Source organism: Streptomyces cyaneofuscatus, from assembly GCF_033109485.1.
GTDB classification, from domain to species: domain Bacteria; phylum Actinomycetota; class Actinomycetes; order Streptomycetales; family Streptomycetaceae; genus Streptomyces; species Streptomyces cyaneofuscatus.
Genome location: NZ_CP137002.1, coordinates 6,541,183 through 6,556,569, shown reverse-complemented (window position 1 = coordinate 6,556,569; position 15,387 = coordinate 6,541,183). Strand labels below are relative to the sequence as shown.

Here is a 15,387-nt window from a genome sequence, read left to right as displayed (position 1 = left end):
GCCGCTCGGCTCAGCCGACCAGGCCGTCCGCCAGCTCCTCGCTGAGCGTGGCCTCCGTCCCCGGGATACCGAGATCCTGGGCGCGCTTGTCGGCCATGGCCAGCAGGCGGCGGATCCGGCCGGCGACCGCGTCCTTCGTCAGCGGCGGCTCGGCGAGCGCTCCCAGCTCCTCCAGCGAGGCCTGCTTGTGCTCCATGCGGAGCCGGCCGGCCGCCGCGAGGTGCTCGGGGACCTCCTCGCCGAGGATCTCCAGCGCGCGTCCCACCCGGGCGCCGGCGGCGACCGCCGCGCGGGCCGAGCGGCGCAGGTTCGCGTCGTCGAAGTTGGCGAGCCGGTTGGCCGTGGCGCGGACCTCGCGCCGCATCCGGCGCTCCTCCCAGGCCAGCACCGACTCATGGGCGCCGAGCCGGGTGAGCAGGGCGCCGATGGCGTCGCCGTCGCGGACGACGACCCGGTCCACGCCGCGAACCTCGCGGGCCTTGGCGGCGATGGAGAGCCGGCGGGCCGCGCCGACCAGGGCGAGGGCCGCCTCCGGGCCGGGGCAGGTGACCTCCAGCGAGGAGGAGCGGCCGGGCTCGGTGAGCGAGCCGTGAGCCAGGAACGCACCGCGCCAGGCGGCCTCGGCGTCGCAGGTGGCCCCCGAGACCACCTGCGGCGGCAGGCCGCGGATGGGACGGCCGCGGCCGTCCACCAGGCCGGTCTGGCGGGCCAGCTGGTCGCCGCCCGCCACCACCCGTACGACATAGCGCGAGCCGCGCCGCAGTCCGCCGGGTGCCATCACGATCAGCTCCGAGCTGTGCCCGAAGATCTCGAGGATGTCGCGCTTGAGCCGGCGCGCCGCCATCGCGGTGTCCAGCTCCGCCTCGATCACAATGCGGCCGCTCACCAGGTGCAGCCCGCCCGCGAACCGAAGAATCGCCGAGACCTCTGCCTTTCTGCAGCAGGTCCGGGTGACGGGAAGCCGAGAGATTTCGTCCTTCACCGCTGGCGTCATCGCCATGGGCCGATCCTTCCATGCATCCGAAAAATACGGTCGTACGCGGCGGCCAACAGCTCCTGATCATGGACCGGAACGCCGTCGGGCGATGCCACCGGCGCCAGCTCGACCGCCGCTCCGAGCCGCTGGGCGGCGTCGTCGAGCGATGCGCGGTCGGGCACGGCTGCCTCGTCGGCCAGCACCACGTCCAAGGCGAGTTTAGGGGCGTGTCGTCCCAAAACCTCCAAATGACGCTGCGGTGAGAACCCCTCGGTTTCACCGGGCTGTGGTGCGAGATTCAACGACAGCACCTTGCGGGCCTTGGTGGTGACCAGTGCGTCGAGCAGTTCCGGCACCAGGAGGTGCGGGATCACCGAGGAGAACCAGGAGCCCGGGCCGAGCACCACCCAGTCCGCGTCGAGGACCGCCTCGACGGCCTCCGGGACGGCAGGCGGGTCGGGCGGGACGACGTGCACGGACTGCACCTCGCCCGGGGTGAGCGCGACGGTGGCCTGGCCGCGCACGGTGACGATCGCGTCGGGTAGCTCCGGGTCGTGGCCCTTGACCAGCGCCTGGAGCTCCAGCGGCACGGCGGACATGGGCAGCACCCGGCCCTGCGCGCCGAGCAGCTTGCCGACCAGGTCGAGGGCCTGGACGTGGTCGCCGAGCTGCTCCCAGAGGGCGACGATCAGCAGATTGCCGACCGCGTGCTCGTGGAGGTCGCCCTTTGACTCGAACCGGTGCTGGATGACCCGGGACCAGGTGCGGCCCCAGTCGTCGTCGCCGCAGAGCGCGGCGAGCGCCTTGCGCAGGTCGCCAGGGGGCAGGACGCCCAGCTCCTCGCGGAGCCGGCCGCTGGAGCCGCCGTCGTCGGCGACGGTGACCACGGCCGTGAGGTCGCCGGTGATCCGGCGCAGCGCCGCCAGGGACGCCGAGAGGCCCATGCCGCCGCCGAGGGCGACGACCTTGGGCTGTGCACCGCGTTTGCGGCCGGAGAGCGCCGAGGTGGCGCGGCTCAGCCGCCGCATCCGCAGATTGCGACCGGTCACTCGCGCCCCATGTCCCGGTGGACGAGGACGGTCTCGATGCCTTCGGCGGCCAGGCGGGCGGAGAGCTTCTCCGACATGGCGACGGAGCGGTGCTTGCCGCCCGTGCAGCCCACGGCGATGGTCACGTACCGCTTGCCCTCGCGGCGGTAGCCGGCGGCGATCAGCTGGAGCAGCTCCGTGTACTGGTTGAGGAACTCCTTGGCCCCGGGCTGGTCGAAGACGTAACCGGAGACCTCCTCGTTGAGGCCGGTGAAGGGGCGCAGCTCCGGGACCCAGTGCGGGTTGGGCAGGAAGCGGCAGTCCACGACCAGGTCGGCGTCGACGGGGAGGCCGTACTTGTAGCCGAAGGACATCACCGTGGCGCGCAGCTCCGGCTCGGACTCGCCCGCGAACTGGGCGTCCATCTTGGCCCGCAGCTCGTGCACGTTGAGGCTGGAGGTGTCGATGACCAGGTCGGCGTCGCCGCGCAGCTCGCGCAGCAGGTCGCGCTCGGCGGCGATGCCGTCGACGATGCGGCCGTCGCCCTGGAGCGGGTGCGGGCGGCGGACGGACTCGAAGCGGCGCACCAGGGCGTCGTCGGAGGACTCCAGGAAGACGATCCGCCGGGTGACGTGCTTGGCCTCCAGGTCGGCGAGGGATTCGCGGAGGTTGTCGAAGAAGCGCCGGCCGCGCACGTCGACGACGACGGCGATCCGCGCCACGTTGCCCTGGGAGCGGGCGCCGAGCTCCACCATGGTGGGGATCAGCGCGGGCGGCAGGTTGTCGACGACGAACCAGCCGAGGTCCTCCAGACACTTGGCGGCGGTGCTGCGTCCGGCGCCGGACATGCCGGAGATGATCACCAGCTCGGGGATGGCCGGCGCCACTGCCTCGCCCGTCTCGTTCGTGGTGTTCGTACTCACGTCTGCTCCGTCTGCTCGGTCTGTTCGTTCGTGCTGCCGGTCGTCGGCGGGCGCGCTGTCGGCGTCGCCCGCGCCGTCGGCCCGGCGGGTGTGCTCGGTCATGACGTGCCCCCGTCGTCCTCTTCCATGATCTCTCCTGTGGCCGTGTTCACGGCAGGGGCCGCGGGGGCCGCCGAGGCGAGGGCGACCGCCACCGATTCGGCCGTCCTGCGCCCTATCCCGGGGACCTCGCAGATCTCCTCGATTGTCGCCTGCCGGAGCTTCTTCACGGAGCCGAAATGCTTGATCAGGGCCTGCTTGCGGGTCTCGCCCAGGCCTGCCACGTCGTCCAGGGGGCTCGTACGGATGCGCTTGGCCCGCTTGGCGCGCTGGTAGGTGATGGCGAAGCGGTGGGCCTCGTCGCGGACGCGCTGGAGGAGGTAGAGGCCCTCGCTGGAGCGGGGCAGGACGACGGGGTCGTCGTCATCGGGGAGCCAGACCTCCTCCAGCCGCTTGGCCAGGCCGCAGACGGCGATGTCGTCGATGCCCAGCTCGTCCAGGGCGCGCTTGGCGGCGGCGACCTGGGGCTGCCCGCCGTCGACGACGACGAGCTGCGGCGGGTAGGCGAACCGCTTCGGCCGGCCGTCGTCCTCCCGGGGGTCGGTCTCGTCGGCCTGGGCCGGGGCCGGGGAGTCCTGGGCGGGGTGCGGGGCCTCCCCGGAGACCGGCGGGGTCTGCTCCCACTCCCCCGTGCGCTCCTTCTCCTGGAGGTAGCGCTTGAAGCGGCGGCCGATCACCTCGTGCATCGAGCGGACGTCGTCCTGGCCCTCGAAGCCCTTGATCTGGAAGCGGCGGTACTCGCTCTTGCGGGCGAGGCCGTCCTCGAAGACCACCATGGAGGCCACCACGTCGTCCCCCTGGAGGTGGGAGATGTCGTAGCACTCGATGCGCAGCGGGGCCGCGTCCAGGCCGAGCGCCTCCGCGATCTCCTCCAGGGCCCGGGAGCGGGTGGTCAGGTCGGAGGCGCGCTTGGTCTTGTGCAGGCCGAGCGCCTGCTGGGCGTTGCGCTGGACCGTCGCCATGAGGTCCTTCTTGTCGCCGCGCTGCGGGATGCGCAGGCTGACCTGGGAGCCCCGGCGCTCGGCGAGCCACTGGGAGACCGCTTCGGTGTCCTCGGGCAGGGCGGGGACGAGGACCTCCTTGGGGACGGCGTCGCCGCGCTCCTCCCCGTACAGCTGCTGGAGCGCGTGCTCGACGAGGCCGGCCGTGTCGACCGCCTCGACCTTGTCGGTGACCCAGCCGCGCTGGCCGCGGACCCGGCCGCCGCGCACGTGGAAGATCTGGAGGGCGGCCTCCAGCTCGTCCTCGGCGACGGCGATCAGGTCGGCGTCGGTGGCGTCCGCGAGGACGACGGCGCTCTTCTCCATGGCCCGCCGCAGGGCCCCGGCGTCGTCCCGGAGGCGGGCGGCGCGCTCGTACTCCATCTCCTCGGCCGCCTGCGTCATGTCCTTCTCCAGGCGGCGGATGTAGGTGCCGGTGCGCCCGGCCATGAAGTCGCAGAAGTCCTCGGCCAGCTCGCGGTGCTCCTCGGGGGTGACCCGGCCGACGCAGGGGGCCGAGCACTTGTCGATGTACCCGAGGAGGCAGGGGCGGCCGGTGCGTGCGGCGTTCTTGAAGACGCCGGCGGAGCAGGTGCGGACGGGGAAGACGCGGAGCATCAGGTCGACGGTCTCGCGGATCGCCCAGGCGTGCCCGTACGGACCGAAGTAGCGCACGCCCTTCTTCTTGGCGCCGCGCATCACCTGGACGCGGGGGAACTCCTCGTTCAGCGTGACGGCGAGGTAGGGATAGCTCTTGTCGTCCCGGTACTTGACGTTGAACCGGGGGTCGAACTCCTTGATCCAGGTGTACTCCAGCTGGAGCGCCTCGACCTCGGTGGAGACCACCGTCCACTCGACGGAGGCGGCGGTCGTGACCATCGAGCGCGTACGCGGGTGGAGATTGGCCAGGTCCTGGAAGTAGTTGGCCACGCGCTGGCGGAGGTTCTTGGCCTTCCCGACGTAGATCACCCGGCGGTGCTCGTCGCGGAACTTGTAGACCCCCGGGGAGTCGGGGATCTGCCCCGGGCTGGGGCGGTAGCTGGAGGGGTCTGCCATGTTCACACCCTACTTGCGGGGTGTGACAGGACGTCGTCCTCCGGGTGACCGGTGCGCTCCGGGGCGCCGGGGGTGCCGGCGGCCCCGGAGCGCGGCCTCGTGGACGGTCGCTCCGGGGCGTGCGGCCCCGGAGCGCCTGGCTCAGGCGTCCGGCGCGGGGTTCCGCCGGGTGCGGAGGCGGTGGCGTACGGCGGTGGCCCCGCCGAGCGCCAGGGCGAGCAGGGCCCCGGCTCCGGCCATCGTGGAGACCGTGGTCAGGGCGGTGTCCGGGGTGCCCGTGCCCGCCGCGTCGGCGAGCGCGGGGCCGGGGGCGGGGGCCTGTCCGGTGTCCGCGCCCGCCGCCCCGGGTCCGTAGCCTCCCGCCTTGCCGGACTTCGCGTAGCCGGAGCCGGGCAGCTTGTCGCCGTACGCCTCCTTCACCCGGGCCCGGTAGGCGTTCAGGGTGGTGCCCTTCGCACCCACGGCCGCCGTCGCGTCCTCGTCCAGCGGGAGGACCCGGGAGGCGTCGTGGACGTACCAGGCGTCGATCTGCGGTTCCCGGAAGACCGTGCCGCCCGGGAGCGCGCGAGCCCCCCGCGCGGTGTAGCGGGCCTCATCGTCGCCGGTGGCGATGTTCACCACCTGCCACGCTCCGCTCGCACCGGCCCCGGGGACGGTCCACAGGGAGGCCTTCTGGCCGTCGGAGGAGACGGCGGTGGCGGCGAGGTAGTCCAGGGTGCTGGGCGCGGCCCCCGGCTTCCCGGCGACGAACGCGGCCGAGAGCGTACGTACGGGGACGGTCTTCGCCTCGATGCGCGGGGCGGCCGCCGTACGCGCCACCGCGCCCTCCCGGGCGAAGAACCGGGACAGGGTGTCCAGGGTGGCCGGTGCGGAGGCGGCCTCGTGGGCGGCTTCCAGCGTGGCGGCGGTCAGCTTCGGCGGGGCGGGCCGTTCGTCGGCGGCGGCGACGGGTGCGGCGGCGAGGAAGGCGGTGGCGGCGAGTGCGGTGGTGACGGCGAGGCGCCGGGTGGTCGCGGTCATGTCCTCACGCCCCGATCCGGTAGAGCGAGTGGGTCCAGGAGAACTGGTTGTTGTTCACGTACCAGGAGTGCGAGGCCCAGTTGTAGCGGTCGCTGGAGGGCCACGGGTCGCCCCAGTAGACCCAGCTGTTGGCGTCGTCGTAGCCGTAGATGACGTGCATGTGGCCGCCGCCGGACGACCACTGGATGCGGGTCTCGATGGGCCGCTGGGCGGCTATCTCGGCCTGGACGGTCGGGTAGCGCAGCCAGCCGGTGACGTAGCTGCCGGGCCGGACGCCGGTCCAGGACAGGCCGGTCTGGACGTTGCCGAGGGTGGCCTGCGAGTTGGGGCACTCGGTGTTCTGGGATCGGTTGAAGGAGGCGTTGCAGAACTGGTTCTGGGAGTAGCTGCGGCCGAACCAGGCGGCGATGGTGTTGCCGCCGGCCGCCCAGCACCAGTTGGTCTTCGCTTGCGCCTGCATGGTGATGTTGAGGCGCTGGGCGGCGGCGATGGAGACACCGCTGTCCGACTGGGCCGCGGTGGCGGTGGCCGCGGGGACGGCGAGAAGGACGGCGGCCGCGAGGGCGGTGAAGGACAGCCTTCGGGGACGGATTCTTCGGTTGCGCATGGCGTTCCTCCCAAGGCGGGGGGCGGGGATCGGAGGAGCGCGTCCGGACGCTGATGAGGAGCATCGACCGTTGTCCGGAACAGGTCAACACGCTTCAATGCGGAGTGACATCACGGTGTGAACGGCGCGGCGCCCATGTGAACGGCGCAGCCCCGTCACCTGCTCCCCCGCATCCCCCGGGGGCGGTGTCCCCTCTCCCCCACGTGAACGTTCACCGGAGGCCCCTATGCGGCACACCGAGAGAGAACTGGACCGGGTGCTGGACACCGGCCCCTTCCATCTGGCCCTGCGCACCGCCCTCTCCGTGCGCGGGCTGCCGCTGCACCGGGTGCAGCACCATCTGGCGCACCGGGGCGTCAAGCTCGGTGTGACCAGCCTGAGTTACTGGCAGCAGGGCGTACGGCGACCGCGCCGCCCGGAGTCGCTGCGGGCCGTCCGCGCACTGGAGGACGTACTCGCGCTGCCGGACGACTCGCTGCTGCGGCTGCTGCGGGACCGGACGGAAGGGGCCGGCGGCGCGGACGGGGAGCGCCCGGCGGCGCGCTCGTACCGCTCGCTGCTGGAGTCCTCGGGCGCGGTGGAACGGCTGCTGGCGGCGATGGAGTCACCGGTGGACGGCGGGCTGCACACGGTGGACCACCAGGAGCGGGTACGGATCGGGGCGCGGCGCGAGCTGGCGGGCCGCACCTCGCTCCATGTCGTACGGGCGCACCGGGACGGGGTCGACCGCTATCTGGCGATCCACCGGGGCGATCCGGGGTGCGATCCGGCGCGGATCGCCGTACGGGCGGGAGAGAACTGCCGGACCGGGCGGGTGCGCTGGGACGCGGAGGCGGGGGTGCTGGTGGCGGAGCTGCTCTTCGACACCCGGCTGCGGTCGGGCGAGACGTACGTGTTCGGCTACGGGTTCGAGGACGGTACGGGCGGGGCGAGCGACGAGTACGTGCGCGGCTTCACCTTCGGCGGCGGGCAGTACGTGCTCCAGATCGGCTTCGACGAGGGGGCGCTGCCGGTGCGGTGCCGCCGGTTCGAGCAGGCCTCGGCCGGTGCGGCGCGGGCCGCCCGCAGAGACCTGACGCTGACCGGGCTCCACCGGACGGTTCATGTGGTGGAGGAGGGGGTGCGGCCGGGGCTGGTCGGCATCGACTGGGACTGGGCCTGACCGCCCGGTCCGCGTTACGGAGAGGCGGTCAGGCGCCGGGGTCGTGCGGCGGGTCAGGCGCCGGGGCCCGCGACGAGCTTTCCGCCCTCGGCGGTGACCGGGACGGCGGGCAGCGGCACGGTGGCCGGGCCCTGGACGACCTCGCCGGTGGTCGTGTCGAAGCGGCTGCCGTGGCAGGCGCAGTGGCCCTCGGTGCCTTCGAGCTTGCTCAGGACGCAGCCGCCGTGGGTGCACTGGGCGCTGAACGCCTTGTACTCGCCCTTGGCCGGGCAGCTCACGACGAGGCGCTGCTCGCGGTAGAGCTTGGCGCCGCCGACGGGCACCTCGGAGGCCTCGCCGAGCGCGACGGGGGCGGTGGGGGTGGGCGACTTGGCGTGGCCGAGCTTGGACTCGGTGGAGCAGGCGGCCGCTCCCAGCCCGGCGGCACCGGCGAGCGCGGCGCCCTTCAGCACGGTACGGCGGGCGGCGGGCAGGCCGGGCATGCGGACTCCACGGATCGGTGTTCGGGGTGGGGCGGGTGTCGCCGGGAGGCGGCGAAGGCTGTTGCCGCCGGTGACGGAACCGACGATACCGGCGGGGAACGGACGGCCTGCGGCCGGGCCCGGTCACTGCGGTGGCCTCCGGTCACGGCGCTGGCCCCCGGTCATGGCTGTGGCCCCCTCCCGGGCGGGGAGGGGGCCACAGCCGTCGGCTCACGCCTTGCGGGCGCGCGCCGCCTTCTTCGCGGGGGCGGCCTTGGTGGTGGCGGTGGCCTTCTTGGCCCCCGTCGCCTTCTTGGCCGCCGTGGCCTTGGTGGCGGTGGTCTTCTTCGCACCGGCCGCCGTGGCCTTCTTCGCCGTGGTGGTCTTCCGGGCGGCGGTCTTACGAGCCGTCCCCCGTCCCGACGGCACCGCGGCCTCGCTGATCCGGTCCGCGTCCAGGATGCCCTGGAGGAACTTCCCGGTGTGGCTGGCGGGGACCGAGGCGACCTCCTCGGGCGTGCCCTCGGCGACGACCAGTCCGCCGCCGTTGCCCCCTTCGGGGCCCATGTCGATGACCCAGTCGGCGGTCTTGATGACGTCCAGGTTGTGCTCGATGACGATCACCGAGTTGCCCTTGTCGACCAGGCCGGAGAGGACGGTGATCAGCTTGCTGATGTCCTCGAAGTGGAGACCGGTGGTCGGCTCGTCCAGGACGTAGACCGTGCGGCCGGTGGAGCGCTTCTGGAGCTCGCTCGCCAGCTTGACGCGCTGCGCCTCACCGCCCGAGAGGGTCGGCGCGGACTGGCCGAGCCGGACGTATCCGAGACCCACGTCGTTGAGTGTCCGGAGGTGGCGGGCGATCGCCGGGACGGCCTCGAAGAACTCCAGGCCCTCCTCGATCGGCATGTCCAGCACCTCGGCGATGGACTTGCCCTTGTAGTGGACCTCCAGGGTCTCCCGGTTGTAGCGCGCACCGTGGCAGACCTCGCACGGGACGTACACGTCGGGCAGGAAGTTCATCTCGATCTTGATCGTGCCGTCGCCGGAGCAGTTCTCGCAGCGGCCGCCCTTGACGTTGAAGGAGAAGCGGCCCGGCAGATAGCCACGTACCTTCGCCTCCATCGTCTCGGCGAACAGCTTGCGGACGTGGTCGAAGACCCCGGTGTACGTCGCCGGGTTGGACCGGGGCGTCCGGCCGATCGGCGACTGGTCGACGTGGACCACCTTGTCGACGAGGTCGTCGCCGTCGACCCGGGTGTGGCGGCCCGGGACGGACTTGGCGCCGTTCAGCTCGCGGGCCAGGTGGGTGTAGAGGATGTCGTTGACCAGGGTCGACTTCCCGGACCCGGAGACACCGGTGACCGCCGTGAGCACGCCGAGCGGGAAGGAGACGTCGATGTCGTGCAGGTTGTTCTCGCGGGCACCGTGCACCGTGAGGCTGCGGGCCGGGTCGACCGGGCGGCGGATGTCCGGCGTCGGGATGGACCGCTTGCCGGACAGATACTGGCCGGTGACCGACTCCTTGTTGGTCAGCAGCTCCTTGAGCGAACCGGAGTGGACGACCTTGCCGCCGTGCTCACCGGCGCCGGGGCCGATGTCGACGACCCAGTCGGCGACCTTGATGGTGTCCTCGTCGTGCTCGACGACGATGAGCGTGTTGCCCATGTCACGGAGCCGGACCAGGGTCTCGATCAGGCGGTGGTTGTCGCGCTGGTGCAGCCCGATGGACGGCTCGTCCAGGACGTACAGCACGCCGACCAGTCCGGAGCCGATCTGGGTGGCGAGCCGGATGCGCTGGGCCTCGCCGCCGGAGAGCGTGCCGGCCGCGCGGTTCAGCGAGAGGTAGTCCAGACCGACGTCGACCAGGAACTTCAGCCGCTCGTTGACCTCCTTGAGGACCCGCTCGGCGATCTTCTTGTCGCGGGCGTTCAGCTTGAGGCGGCCCAGGAACTCGGCGCACTCGCTGATCGACATCGCGGAGACCTCGGCGATGGACTTCTCCATCACCGTCACCGCGAGGACGATCGGCTTGAGCCGGGTGCCCTCACAGGTGGGGCAGGGCACCTCGCGCATGTAGCCCTCGAAGCGCTCCCGGCTGGAGTCGCTCTCGGCCTCGGTGTGGCGCCGCTTGACGAACTGGACCGCGCCTTCGAAGGCGGGCGTGGTGTAGGCGCGCTCGCGCCCGTACCGGTTACGGTAGCGGACCTCGGTCTGGATCTTGTGGCCGTACAGCAGGGCCTTCTTGGCGCGCTGCGGCAGTCCGGCCCAGGGGATGTCCGTGCGGAAGCCGAGCGCCTTGGCGAGCGCGCCGATCAGCCGGCCGAAGTACTCCTTGGTGTGGCCGTGCGACCAGGGGTGGATGGCGCCCTCGTCGAGCGACTTCTCCTCGTCCGGAACGATCAGCTCCGGGTCGACCTCCATCCGCGTACCGATGCCCGTGCAGTCGGGGCAGGCGCCGAAGGGCGAGTTGAAGGAGAAGGAGCGCGGCTCCAGCTCCTCGAAGGAGAGATCGTCGTACGCGCAGTACAGGTGCTCCGAATACATGCGCTCGCGCTCGGGGTCGTCCTCGGGGAGGTCGACGAAGTCAAGGACGACCATGCCGCCGGAGAGGCCGAGCGCGGTCTCCACCGAGTCGGTGAGCCGGCGCTTGGCGCTGTCCTTGACGGTGAGGCGGTCGATGACCACCTCGATGGTGTGCTTCTCCTGCTTCTTGAGCGTGGGCGGCTCGGAGAGCTGGATGGTGGTGCCGTCGACCCGGGCGCGGCTGTACCCCTTGGTCTGGAGGTCGGCGAAGAGGTCGACGAACTCGCCCTTGCGCTCGCGCACCAGTGGCGAGAGCACCTGGAAGCGGCTGCCCTCGGGCAGGCCGAGGACCTTGTCCACGATGGCCTGCGGCGACTGACGGGCGATGGGACGCCCGCACTCGGGGCAGTGCGGCTTGCCGATCCGGGCGAAGAGCAGCCGGAGGTAGTCGTAGACCTCCGTGATGGTGCCGACCGTGGAGCGCGGGTTGCGCGAGGTCGACTTCTGGTCGATGGAGACGGCGGGCGAGAGGCCCTCGATGAAATCGACGTCCGGCTTGTCCATCTGGCCGAGGAACTGCCGGGCGTACGAGGAGAGGGACTCCACATAGCGCCGCTGGCCCTCGGCGAAGATCGTGTCGAACGCGAGGGACGACTTGCCCGACCCGGAGAGCCCGGTGAAGACGATGAGGGAGTCACGGGGGAGATCGAGCGAGACGTTCTTCAGGTTGTGCTCGCGCGCGCCACGGACGATGAGACGGTCGGCCACGCCGGTCCGCACCTTTCTAGAGAGAAACGGGGGGAACTGAGCCCCCGTTCCAGGTTATGGGGGGCGCCACAGCGATGTGGGAAGCTTTGTCTCCTCCGAGCGTATAGCACGCACATTCGATTTACGGTCGCGCTCTGACACCTTCACCCGAATGGGTGGCGGAGCTAGGCTCGGCCGCATGATGGATCATGCGCATGACCTGGGAGCTGTACGCGAAGCGACCGAACGGCTGCTCAACGAAGCGGGTAAGTGGGATGACGCCGCACTCGCCGAGCCCTCACGGCTGCCCGGATGGAGTCGGGGCCATGTCCTGACCCACTTGTCACGTAACGCCGACGCGATCGGAAATGTTCTCCGAGGTCTGCCGATGTACGCGAGCAGCGAAATGCGGGACGCCGACATCGAGGCCGGCGCCTCGCGTCCCCTGGACGAGCAGCTGGCCGATTTCCGGGAGAGCGCGGACCGCCTGCGGGCGGCGGCCGACGAACCGGCCGACTGGTCCCGTACGGTCACCCTGCGCAACGGCGTGACGGATTCCGCGTCCCGCGTCCCCTTCCGCCGGCTGATCGAGCTGGAGCTCCACCACGTCGACCTGGACGCGGGCTACGAGCTGGAGGACTTGCCGGCGGACTTCACGGAGCGGGAGATCGCCTTCCTCACCGACCGCTTCAGCGGCCACCCGGACGTTCCCGCCACCACGGTGACCGCCGAGGACGGCCGCACCTGGACCACGGGCGGCGGGTCGGACGGTCCGGCCGTGTCCGTGCGGGGTACGGCCGCCGATCTCCTCGGCTGGCTGGCCGGCCGCCGCGACGGCTCGGCGCTGACCGTGGCCGGGGGCGCGCTGCCGGAGCTGCCACCGCTGTAGCGGCTGTCCGGACTCCGTCCCCGCCGTACGTCACACGGATTAGGGTGAGCCGTATGACGTACAGCGGAGCGGTGAAGGTCGGCGGACCGGCGAGCGTGCACGAACTGACGGACCTGATGATCTCCAAGGTCGCCGTCGGCGCCATGAACAACAACGCCTATCTGCTGCGCTGCCGGGCCACCGGCGAGCAGCTCCTGATCGACGCGGCGGCCGAGCCCGCCACCCTGACGGCGCTGATCGGTGACGACGGTATCGCCTCCGTCGTCACCACCCACCGGCACGGCGACCACTGGCAGGCGCTGGCCGAGGTCGTGGCAGCCACCGGCGCGCGGACGTACGCGGGCCGGTACGACGCCGAGGGCATCCCGGTCGCCACGGACGTGCCCGTGGAGGACGGCGACACGATCACGGTGGGCCGGGTCGAGCTGACCGCCCGCCACCTGGTCGGCCACACGCCCGGCTCCATCGCGCTGGTCTACGACGACCCGCACGGGGCCCCGCACCTGTTCACCGGGGACTGCCTCTTCCCCGGCGGGGTCGGCAACACGCACGAGGACCCCGAGGCGTTCGCGAGCCTGCTGCACGACGTCGAGACGAAGCTGTTCGACCGGCTGCCGGACGAGACCTGGGTCTACCCGGGCCACGGCAACGACACGACCCTCGGCGACGAGCGTCCGCACCTGCCGGAGTGGCGGGCGCGCGGCTGGTAGCCGACGGAACCCTTGTGCTGCGGGCTGTGTCAGACCCGCACACTAGGGTCCCGGCATGACCTTCACCGTGCCCGAGGCGACCCGCGTCGATCTCGATCTCGACGGGCGCCGGCTGTCCTTCCTCGACTTCGGCGGGGCCGGCCGGCCCCTGCTGGCCCTGCACGGCCACTTCTCGGAGGGGCGGACCTTCGCCCGGCTGGCCCGGGAGCTGGCCCCCGACTGGCGGGTCATCGCGCCCGACCAGCGGGGGCACGGGGAGTCGGACCGCCCGGGCGACTACGGCCGCCGGGGCTATCTCGCGGACGCCCTCGCCGTCCTCGACCATCTCGGCCTCGGCCCAGTCGTCGTGCTCGGCCACTCGCTGGGCGGCGTCAACGCCTATCAGCTCGCCGCCCACCATCCGGAGAGAGTTCGCGCGCTGGTGATCGAGGACATCGGTGCCGTCGTGGAGGACGACCTGTCCTTCTGCCTCTCCTGGCCCCGCCGGGCGCCGGACCGCGAGGCCCTGGTCGCGGGGCTGGGCGCGTCCGCGCGCTATCTGGCCGACGCGATCCACTCGTACGACGACGGCTGGGGGCTGGCCTTCCGTCCGGAGGACATGGTCGCCTCGCAGCGGCTGCTCCAGGGCGATCACTGGGGCGACTGGCTGGCCACGGAGTGCCCGGCCCTCCTCGTCCACGGTGTCCGCAGCGGCACCCTCTCCCCCGGGCACGCCCAGGCCATGGCGGACCGCCGCCCGCAGACCCGCCTGGTCCACCTGCCCACGGGTCACACGGTCCATGAGACCGATCCCGAGGGGTTCTCCGCCGCTGTCCGTGCGTTCCTCGCGGATCTCTGACGACAGGCCTCCGACGGCGCACACGCACAGCGGCCGGGGCGGACGGCTTGCGCCGTTCCAGCCCCGACCGCTGCCGGTGAGGTCCCTGTGCCGCCGTGGGCGGCCCGGGGTCAGCTGCTGACGCTCTCCGGCTGCTCGTCGGACGCGTCGATGCTCTTCGCCTTGGCCGCCGCCTCGGCCTCGGCCGCCTCCTGCTTCTTGTTGGCGATCAGGCTGGTGATCGTGGTGACCACCAGGACGCCGCAGATGACGGTGAGGGAGAACGGGATGGAGATCTCGGGCACGTGCACCCCGGACTCGTGCAGGGCGTGCAGCACCAGCTTGACGCCGATGAAGCCGAGGATCACCGACAGGCCGTAGCTGAGGTGGACCAGCTTCTTCAGCAGACCGCCGATGAGGAAGTACAGCTGGCGCAGGCCCATCAGCGCGAACGCGTTGGCCGTGAAGACGATGTACGGGTCCTGGGTCAGGCCGAAGATCGCCGGGATCGAGTCCAGCGCGAACAGGACGTCGGTGGTGCCGATGGCGAGCATGACCACCATCAGCGGCGTCATGACGCGCTTGCCGTGCTTCTGGATGAAGAGCTTCGTGCCGTGGTACTGGTCGGAGACGCCGAAGCGCTTCTCGATCGACTTGAGGAGACGGTTCTCCTCGAACTCCTCTTCCTCCTCGCCGGCCCGGGCCTCCTGGATGAGCTTCCAGGCGGTGTAGATCAGGAACGCGCCGAAGATGTAGAACACCCACGAGAAGTTCGCGATCACGGCGGCACCGGCGGCGATGAAGATCGCCCGGAGCACCAGGGCGATGAGCACACCGATGAGCAGCACGCGCTGCTGGAGGTGCGAGGGCACCGAGAACTTCGCCATGATCAGGACGAAGACGAAGAGGTTGTCGACGCTCAGCGACTTCTCGGTGATGAATCCGGCGAAGAACTCTCCGGATGACTGGCTGTTGCCGAACACCAGCAGGCCGAGTCCGAAGAGGACGGCCAGGGCGATCCAGACGATCGTCCAGATTCCGGCTTCCTTGGTCGACACGTCATGGGGCTTGCGCCCGATGAAGAAGTCGACGGCGATCAGGGCTGACAGACCAATGATGGTCACAGCCCAAAGGGTCCATGAAACGTCCACTGCGCCTCCGGCAGTTCGCTACGGCTACTGATCAGCGTCGTCGCTGCCGGAGGTCTCTTCCACCCTGGCACACGGGATGCGTGCCGGGCCGACGCCCCGGGACCGGTCACGGTCCGTACTGACGGGAACGTCGCGTAAGGAGTACTCCCCTCCGTGCACCGAACAGTACAGGCACGGCCAAGGATAGGTAAAGAAAAAGGTAAAGAGTTCACCAAGTGTGCAGTTCAGGGCGGATGGA

General features: G+C 71.3%; 13 protein-coding genes. 4 read left to right on the top strand and 9 right to left on the bottom strand.

Going from position 1 to position 15,387, the window contains the following annotated elements; translation table 11 throughout:
* Positions 1-10 precede the first annotated feature (10 nt).
* From whiA to R2B67_RS28815, 6 genes are all read right to left on the bottom strand, one after another.
* On the bottom strand, positions 11-1,000 hold the full coding sequence (whiA, locus tag R2B67_RS28840; protein ID WP_026241502.1) for a DNA-binding protein WhiA: 990 nt from the start codon (positions 998-1,000) through the stop codon (positions 11-13).
* A complete protein-coding gene (locus R2B67_RS28835; protein WP_026241501.1) occupies positions 991-2,025 on the bottom strand; it encodes a gluconeogenesis factor YvcK family protein in 1,035 nt (344 codons plus the stop codon). The genes whiA and R2B67_RS28835 overlap by 10 nt, the downstream gene beginning before the upstream one ends.
* Positions 2,022-3,029 (bottom strand): RNase adapter RapZ, encoded by a 1,008-nt coding sequence (gene rapZ, locus R2B67_RS28830; RefSeq protein WP_317822133.1) that lies wholly within the window; start codon positions 3,027-3,029, stop codon positions 2,022-2,024. Before rapZ ends, R2B67_RS28835 begins: the two co-directional genes overlap by 4 nt.
* A complete protein-coding gene (gene uvrC, locus R2B67_RS28825; RefSeq protein ID WP_317822131.1) occupies positions 3,026-5,062 on the bottom strand; it encodes an excinuclease ABC subunit UvrC in 2,037 nt (678 codons plus the stop codon). The genes rapZ and uvrC overlap by 4 nt, the downstream gene beginning before the upstream one ends.
* A 141-nt stretch (positions 5,063-5,203) precedes the next feature.
* Complete coding sequence (locus R2B67_RS28820) at positions 5,204-6,082, bottom strand: hypothetical protein (RefSeq protein ID WP_317822129.1); 879 nt, start codon at positions 6,080-6,082, stop codon at positions 5,204-5,206.
* 4 nt (positions 6,083-6,086) lie between these two features.
* Positions 6,087-6,689, bottom strand: coding sequence for a papain-like cysteine protease family protein (locus tag R2B67_RS28815; protein WP_317822127.1), 603 nt, complete (start codon positions 6,687-6,689; stop codon positions 6,087-6,089).
* Between the two features lie 226 nt (positions 6,690-6,915).
* Here R2B67_RS28815 and R2B67_RS28810 point away from each other — a divergent pair, with 226 nt between their 5' ends.
* A complete protein-coding gene (locus R2B67_RS28810; protein ID WP_317822125.1) occupies positions 6,916-7,851 on the top strand; it encodes a hypothetical protein in 936 nt (311 codons plus the stop codon).
* 53 nt (positions 7,852-7,904) lie between these two features.
* Here R2B67_RS28810 and R2B67_RS28805 read toward each other — a convergent pair whose 3' ends face one another.
* Together R2B67_RS28805 and uvrA are read right to left on the bottom strand one after the other, a co-directional pair.
* A complete protein-coding gene (locus R2B67_RS28805; RefSeq protein WP_018512135.1) occupies positions 7,905-8,333 on the bottom strand; it encodes a Rieske (2Fe-2S) protein in 429 nt (142 codons plus the stop codon).
* Positions 8,334-8,543: 210 nt separating this feature from the next.
* Positions 8,544-11,603 carry an excinuclease ABC subunit UvrA gene (gene uvrA / locus R2B67_RS28800; protein WP_317822123.1) on the bottom strand — a complete coding sequence of 1,020 codons (3,060 nt, stop codon included), beginning with the start codon at positions 11,601-11,603 and terminating at the stop codon, positions 8,544-8,546.
* Positions 11,604-11,781: 178 nt separating this feature from the next.
* On the opposite strand from uvrA, the gene R2B67_RS28795 reads away from it, so the two are divergent.
* The 3 genes from R2B67_RS28795 to R2B67_RS28785 are packed head-to-tail and all read left to right on the top strand — an operon-like array spanning position 11,782 to position 14,019.
* On the top strand, positions 11,782-12,471 hold the full coding sequence (locus R2B67_RS28795) for a maleylpyruvate isomerase family mycothiol-dependent enzyme (RefSeq protein ID WP_317822121.1): 690 nt from the start codon (positions 11,782-11,784) through the stop codon (positions 12,469-12,471).
* A gap of 53 nt (positions 12,472-12,524) precedes the next feature.
* The gene (locus R2B67_RS28790) at positions 12,525-13,181 is read left to right on the top strand and encodes an MBL fold metallo-hydrolase (RefSeq protein WP_317822119.1); all 657 of its coding nucleotides are present in this window, start codon (positions 12,525-12,527) and stop codon (positions 13,179-13,181) included.
* A 55-nt stretch (positions 13,182-13,236) separates the two neighbouring features.
* Entirely contained in the window at positions 13,237-14,019 is a 783-nt protein-coding gene (locus tag R2B67_RS28785) for an alpha/beta fold hydrolase (RefSeq protein WP_317822118.1), read from the top strand.
* A 110-nt stretch (positions 14,020-14,129) separates the two neighbouring features.
* Here the strand turns inward: R2B67_RS28785 and R2B67_RS28780 are convergent, their stop codons facing one another.
* Positions 14,130-15,149 carry a TerC family protein gene (locus R2B67_RS28780; RefSeq protein ID WP_317822116.1) on the bottom strand — a complete coding sequence of 340 codons (1,020 nt, stop codon included), beginning with the start codon at positions 15,147-15,149 and terminating at the stop codon, positions 14,130-14,132.
* Positions 15,150-15,387: the final 238 nt, after the last annotated feature.

Excerpts from the sequence above, each read along its gene's own strand:
- whiA (WP_026241502.1), bottom strand. The coding sequence starts at position 1,000 with ATGGCGATGACGCCAGCGGTGAAGGACGAAATCTCTCGGCTTCCCGTC.
- rapZ (WP_317822133.1), bottom strand. The coding sequence starts at position 3,029 with ATGACCGAGCACACCCGCCGGGCCGACGGCGCGGGCGACGCCGACAGC.
- uvrC (WP_317822131.1), bottom strand. The coding sequence starts at position 5,062 with ATGGCAGACCCCTCCAGCTACCGCCCCAGCCCGGGGCAGATCCCCGAC.
- R2B67_RS28820 (WP_317822129.1), bottom strand. The coding sequence starts at position 6,082 with ATGACCGCGACCACCCGGCGCCTCGCCGTCACCACCGCACTCGCCGCC.
- R2B67_RS28815 (WP_317822127.1), bottom strand. The coding sequence starts at position 6,689 with ATGCGCAACCGAAGAATCCGTCCCCGAAGGCTGTCCTTCACCGCCCTC.
- R2B67_RS28810 (WP_317822125.1), top strand. The coding sequence starts at position 6,916 with ATGCGGCACACCGAGAGAGAACTGGACCGGGTGCTGGACACCGGCCCC.
- R2B67_RS28805 (WP_018512135.1), bottom strand. The coding sequence starts at position 8,333 with ATGCCCGGCCTGCCCGCCGCCCGCCGTACCGTGCTGAAGGGCGCCGCG.
- R2B67_RS28795 (WP_317822121.1), top strand. The coding sequence starts at position 11,782 with ATGATGGATCATGCGCATGACCTGGGAGCTGTACGCGAAGCGACCGAA.
- R2B67_RS28790 (WP_317822119.1), top strand. The coding sequence starts at position 12,525 with ATGACGTACAGCGGAGCGGTGAAGGTCGGCGGACCGGCGAGCGTGCAC.
- R2B67_RS28785 (WP_317822118.1), top strand. The coding sequence starts at position 13,237 with ATGACCTTCACCGTGCCCGAGGCGACCCGCGTCGATCTCGATCTCGAC.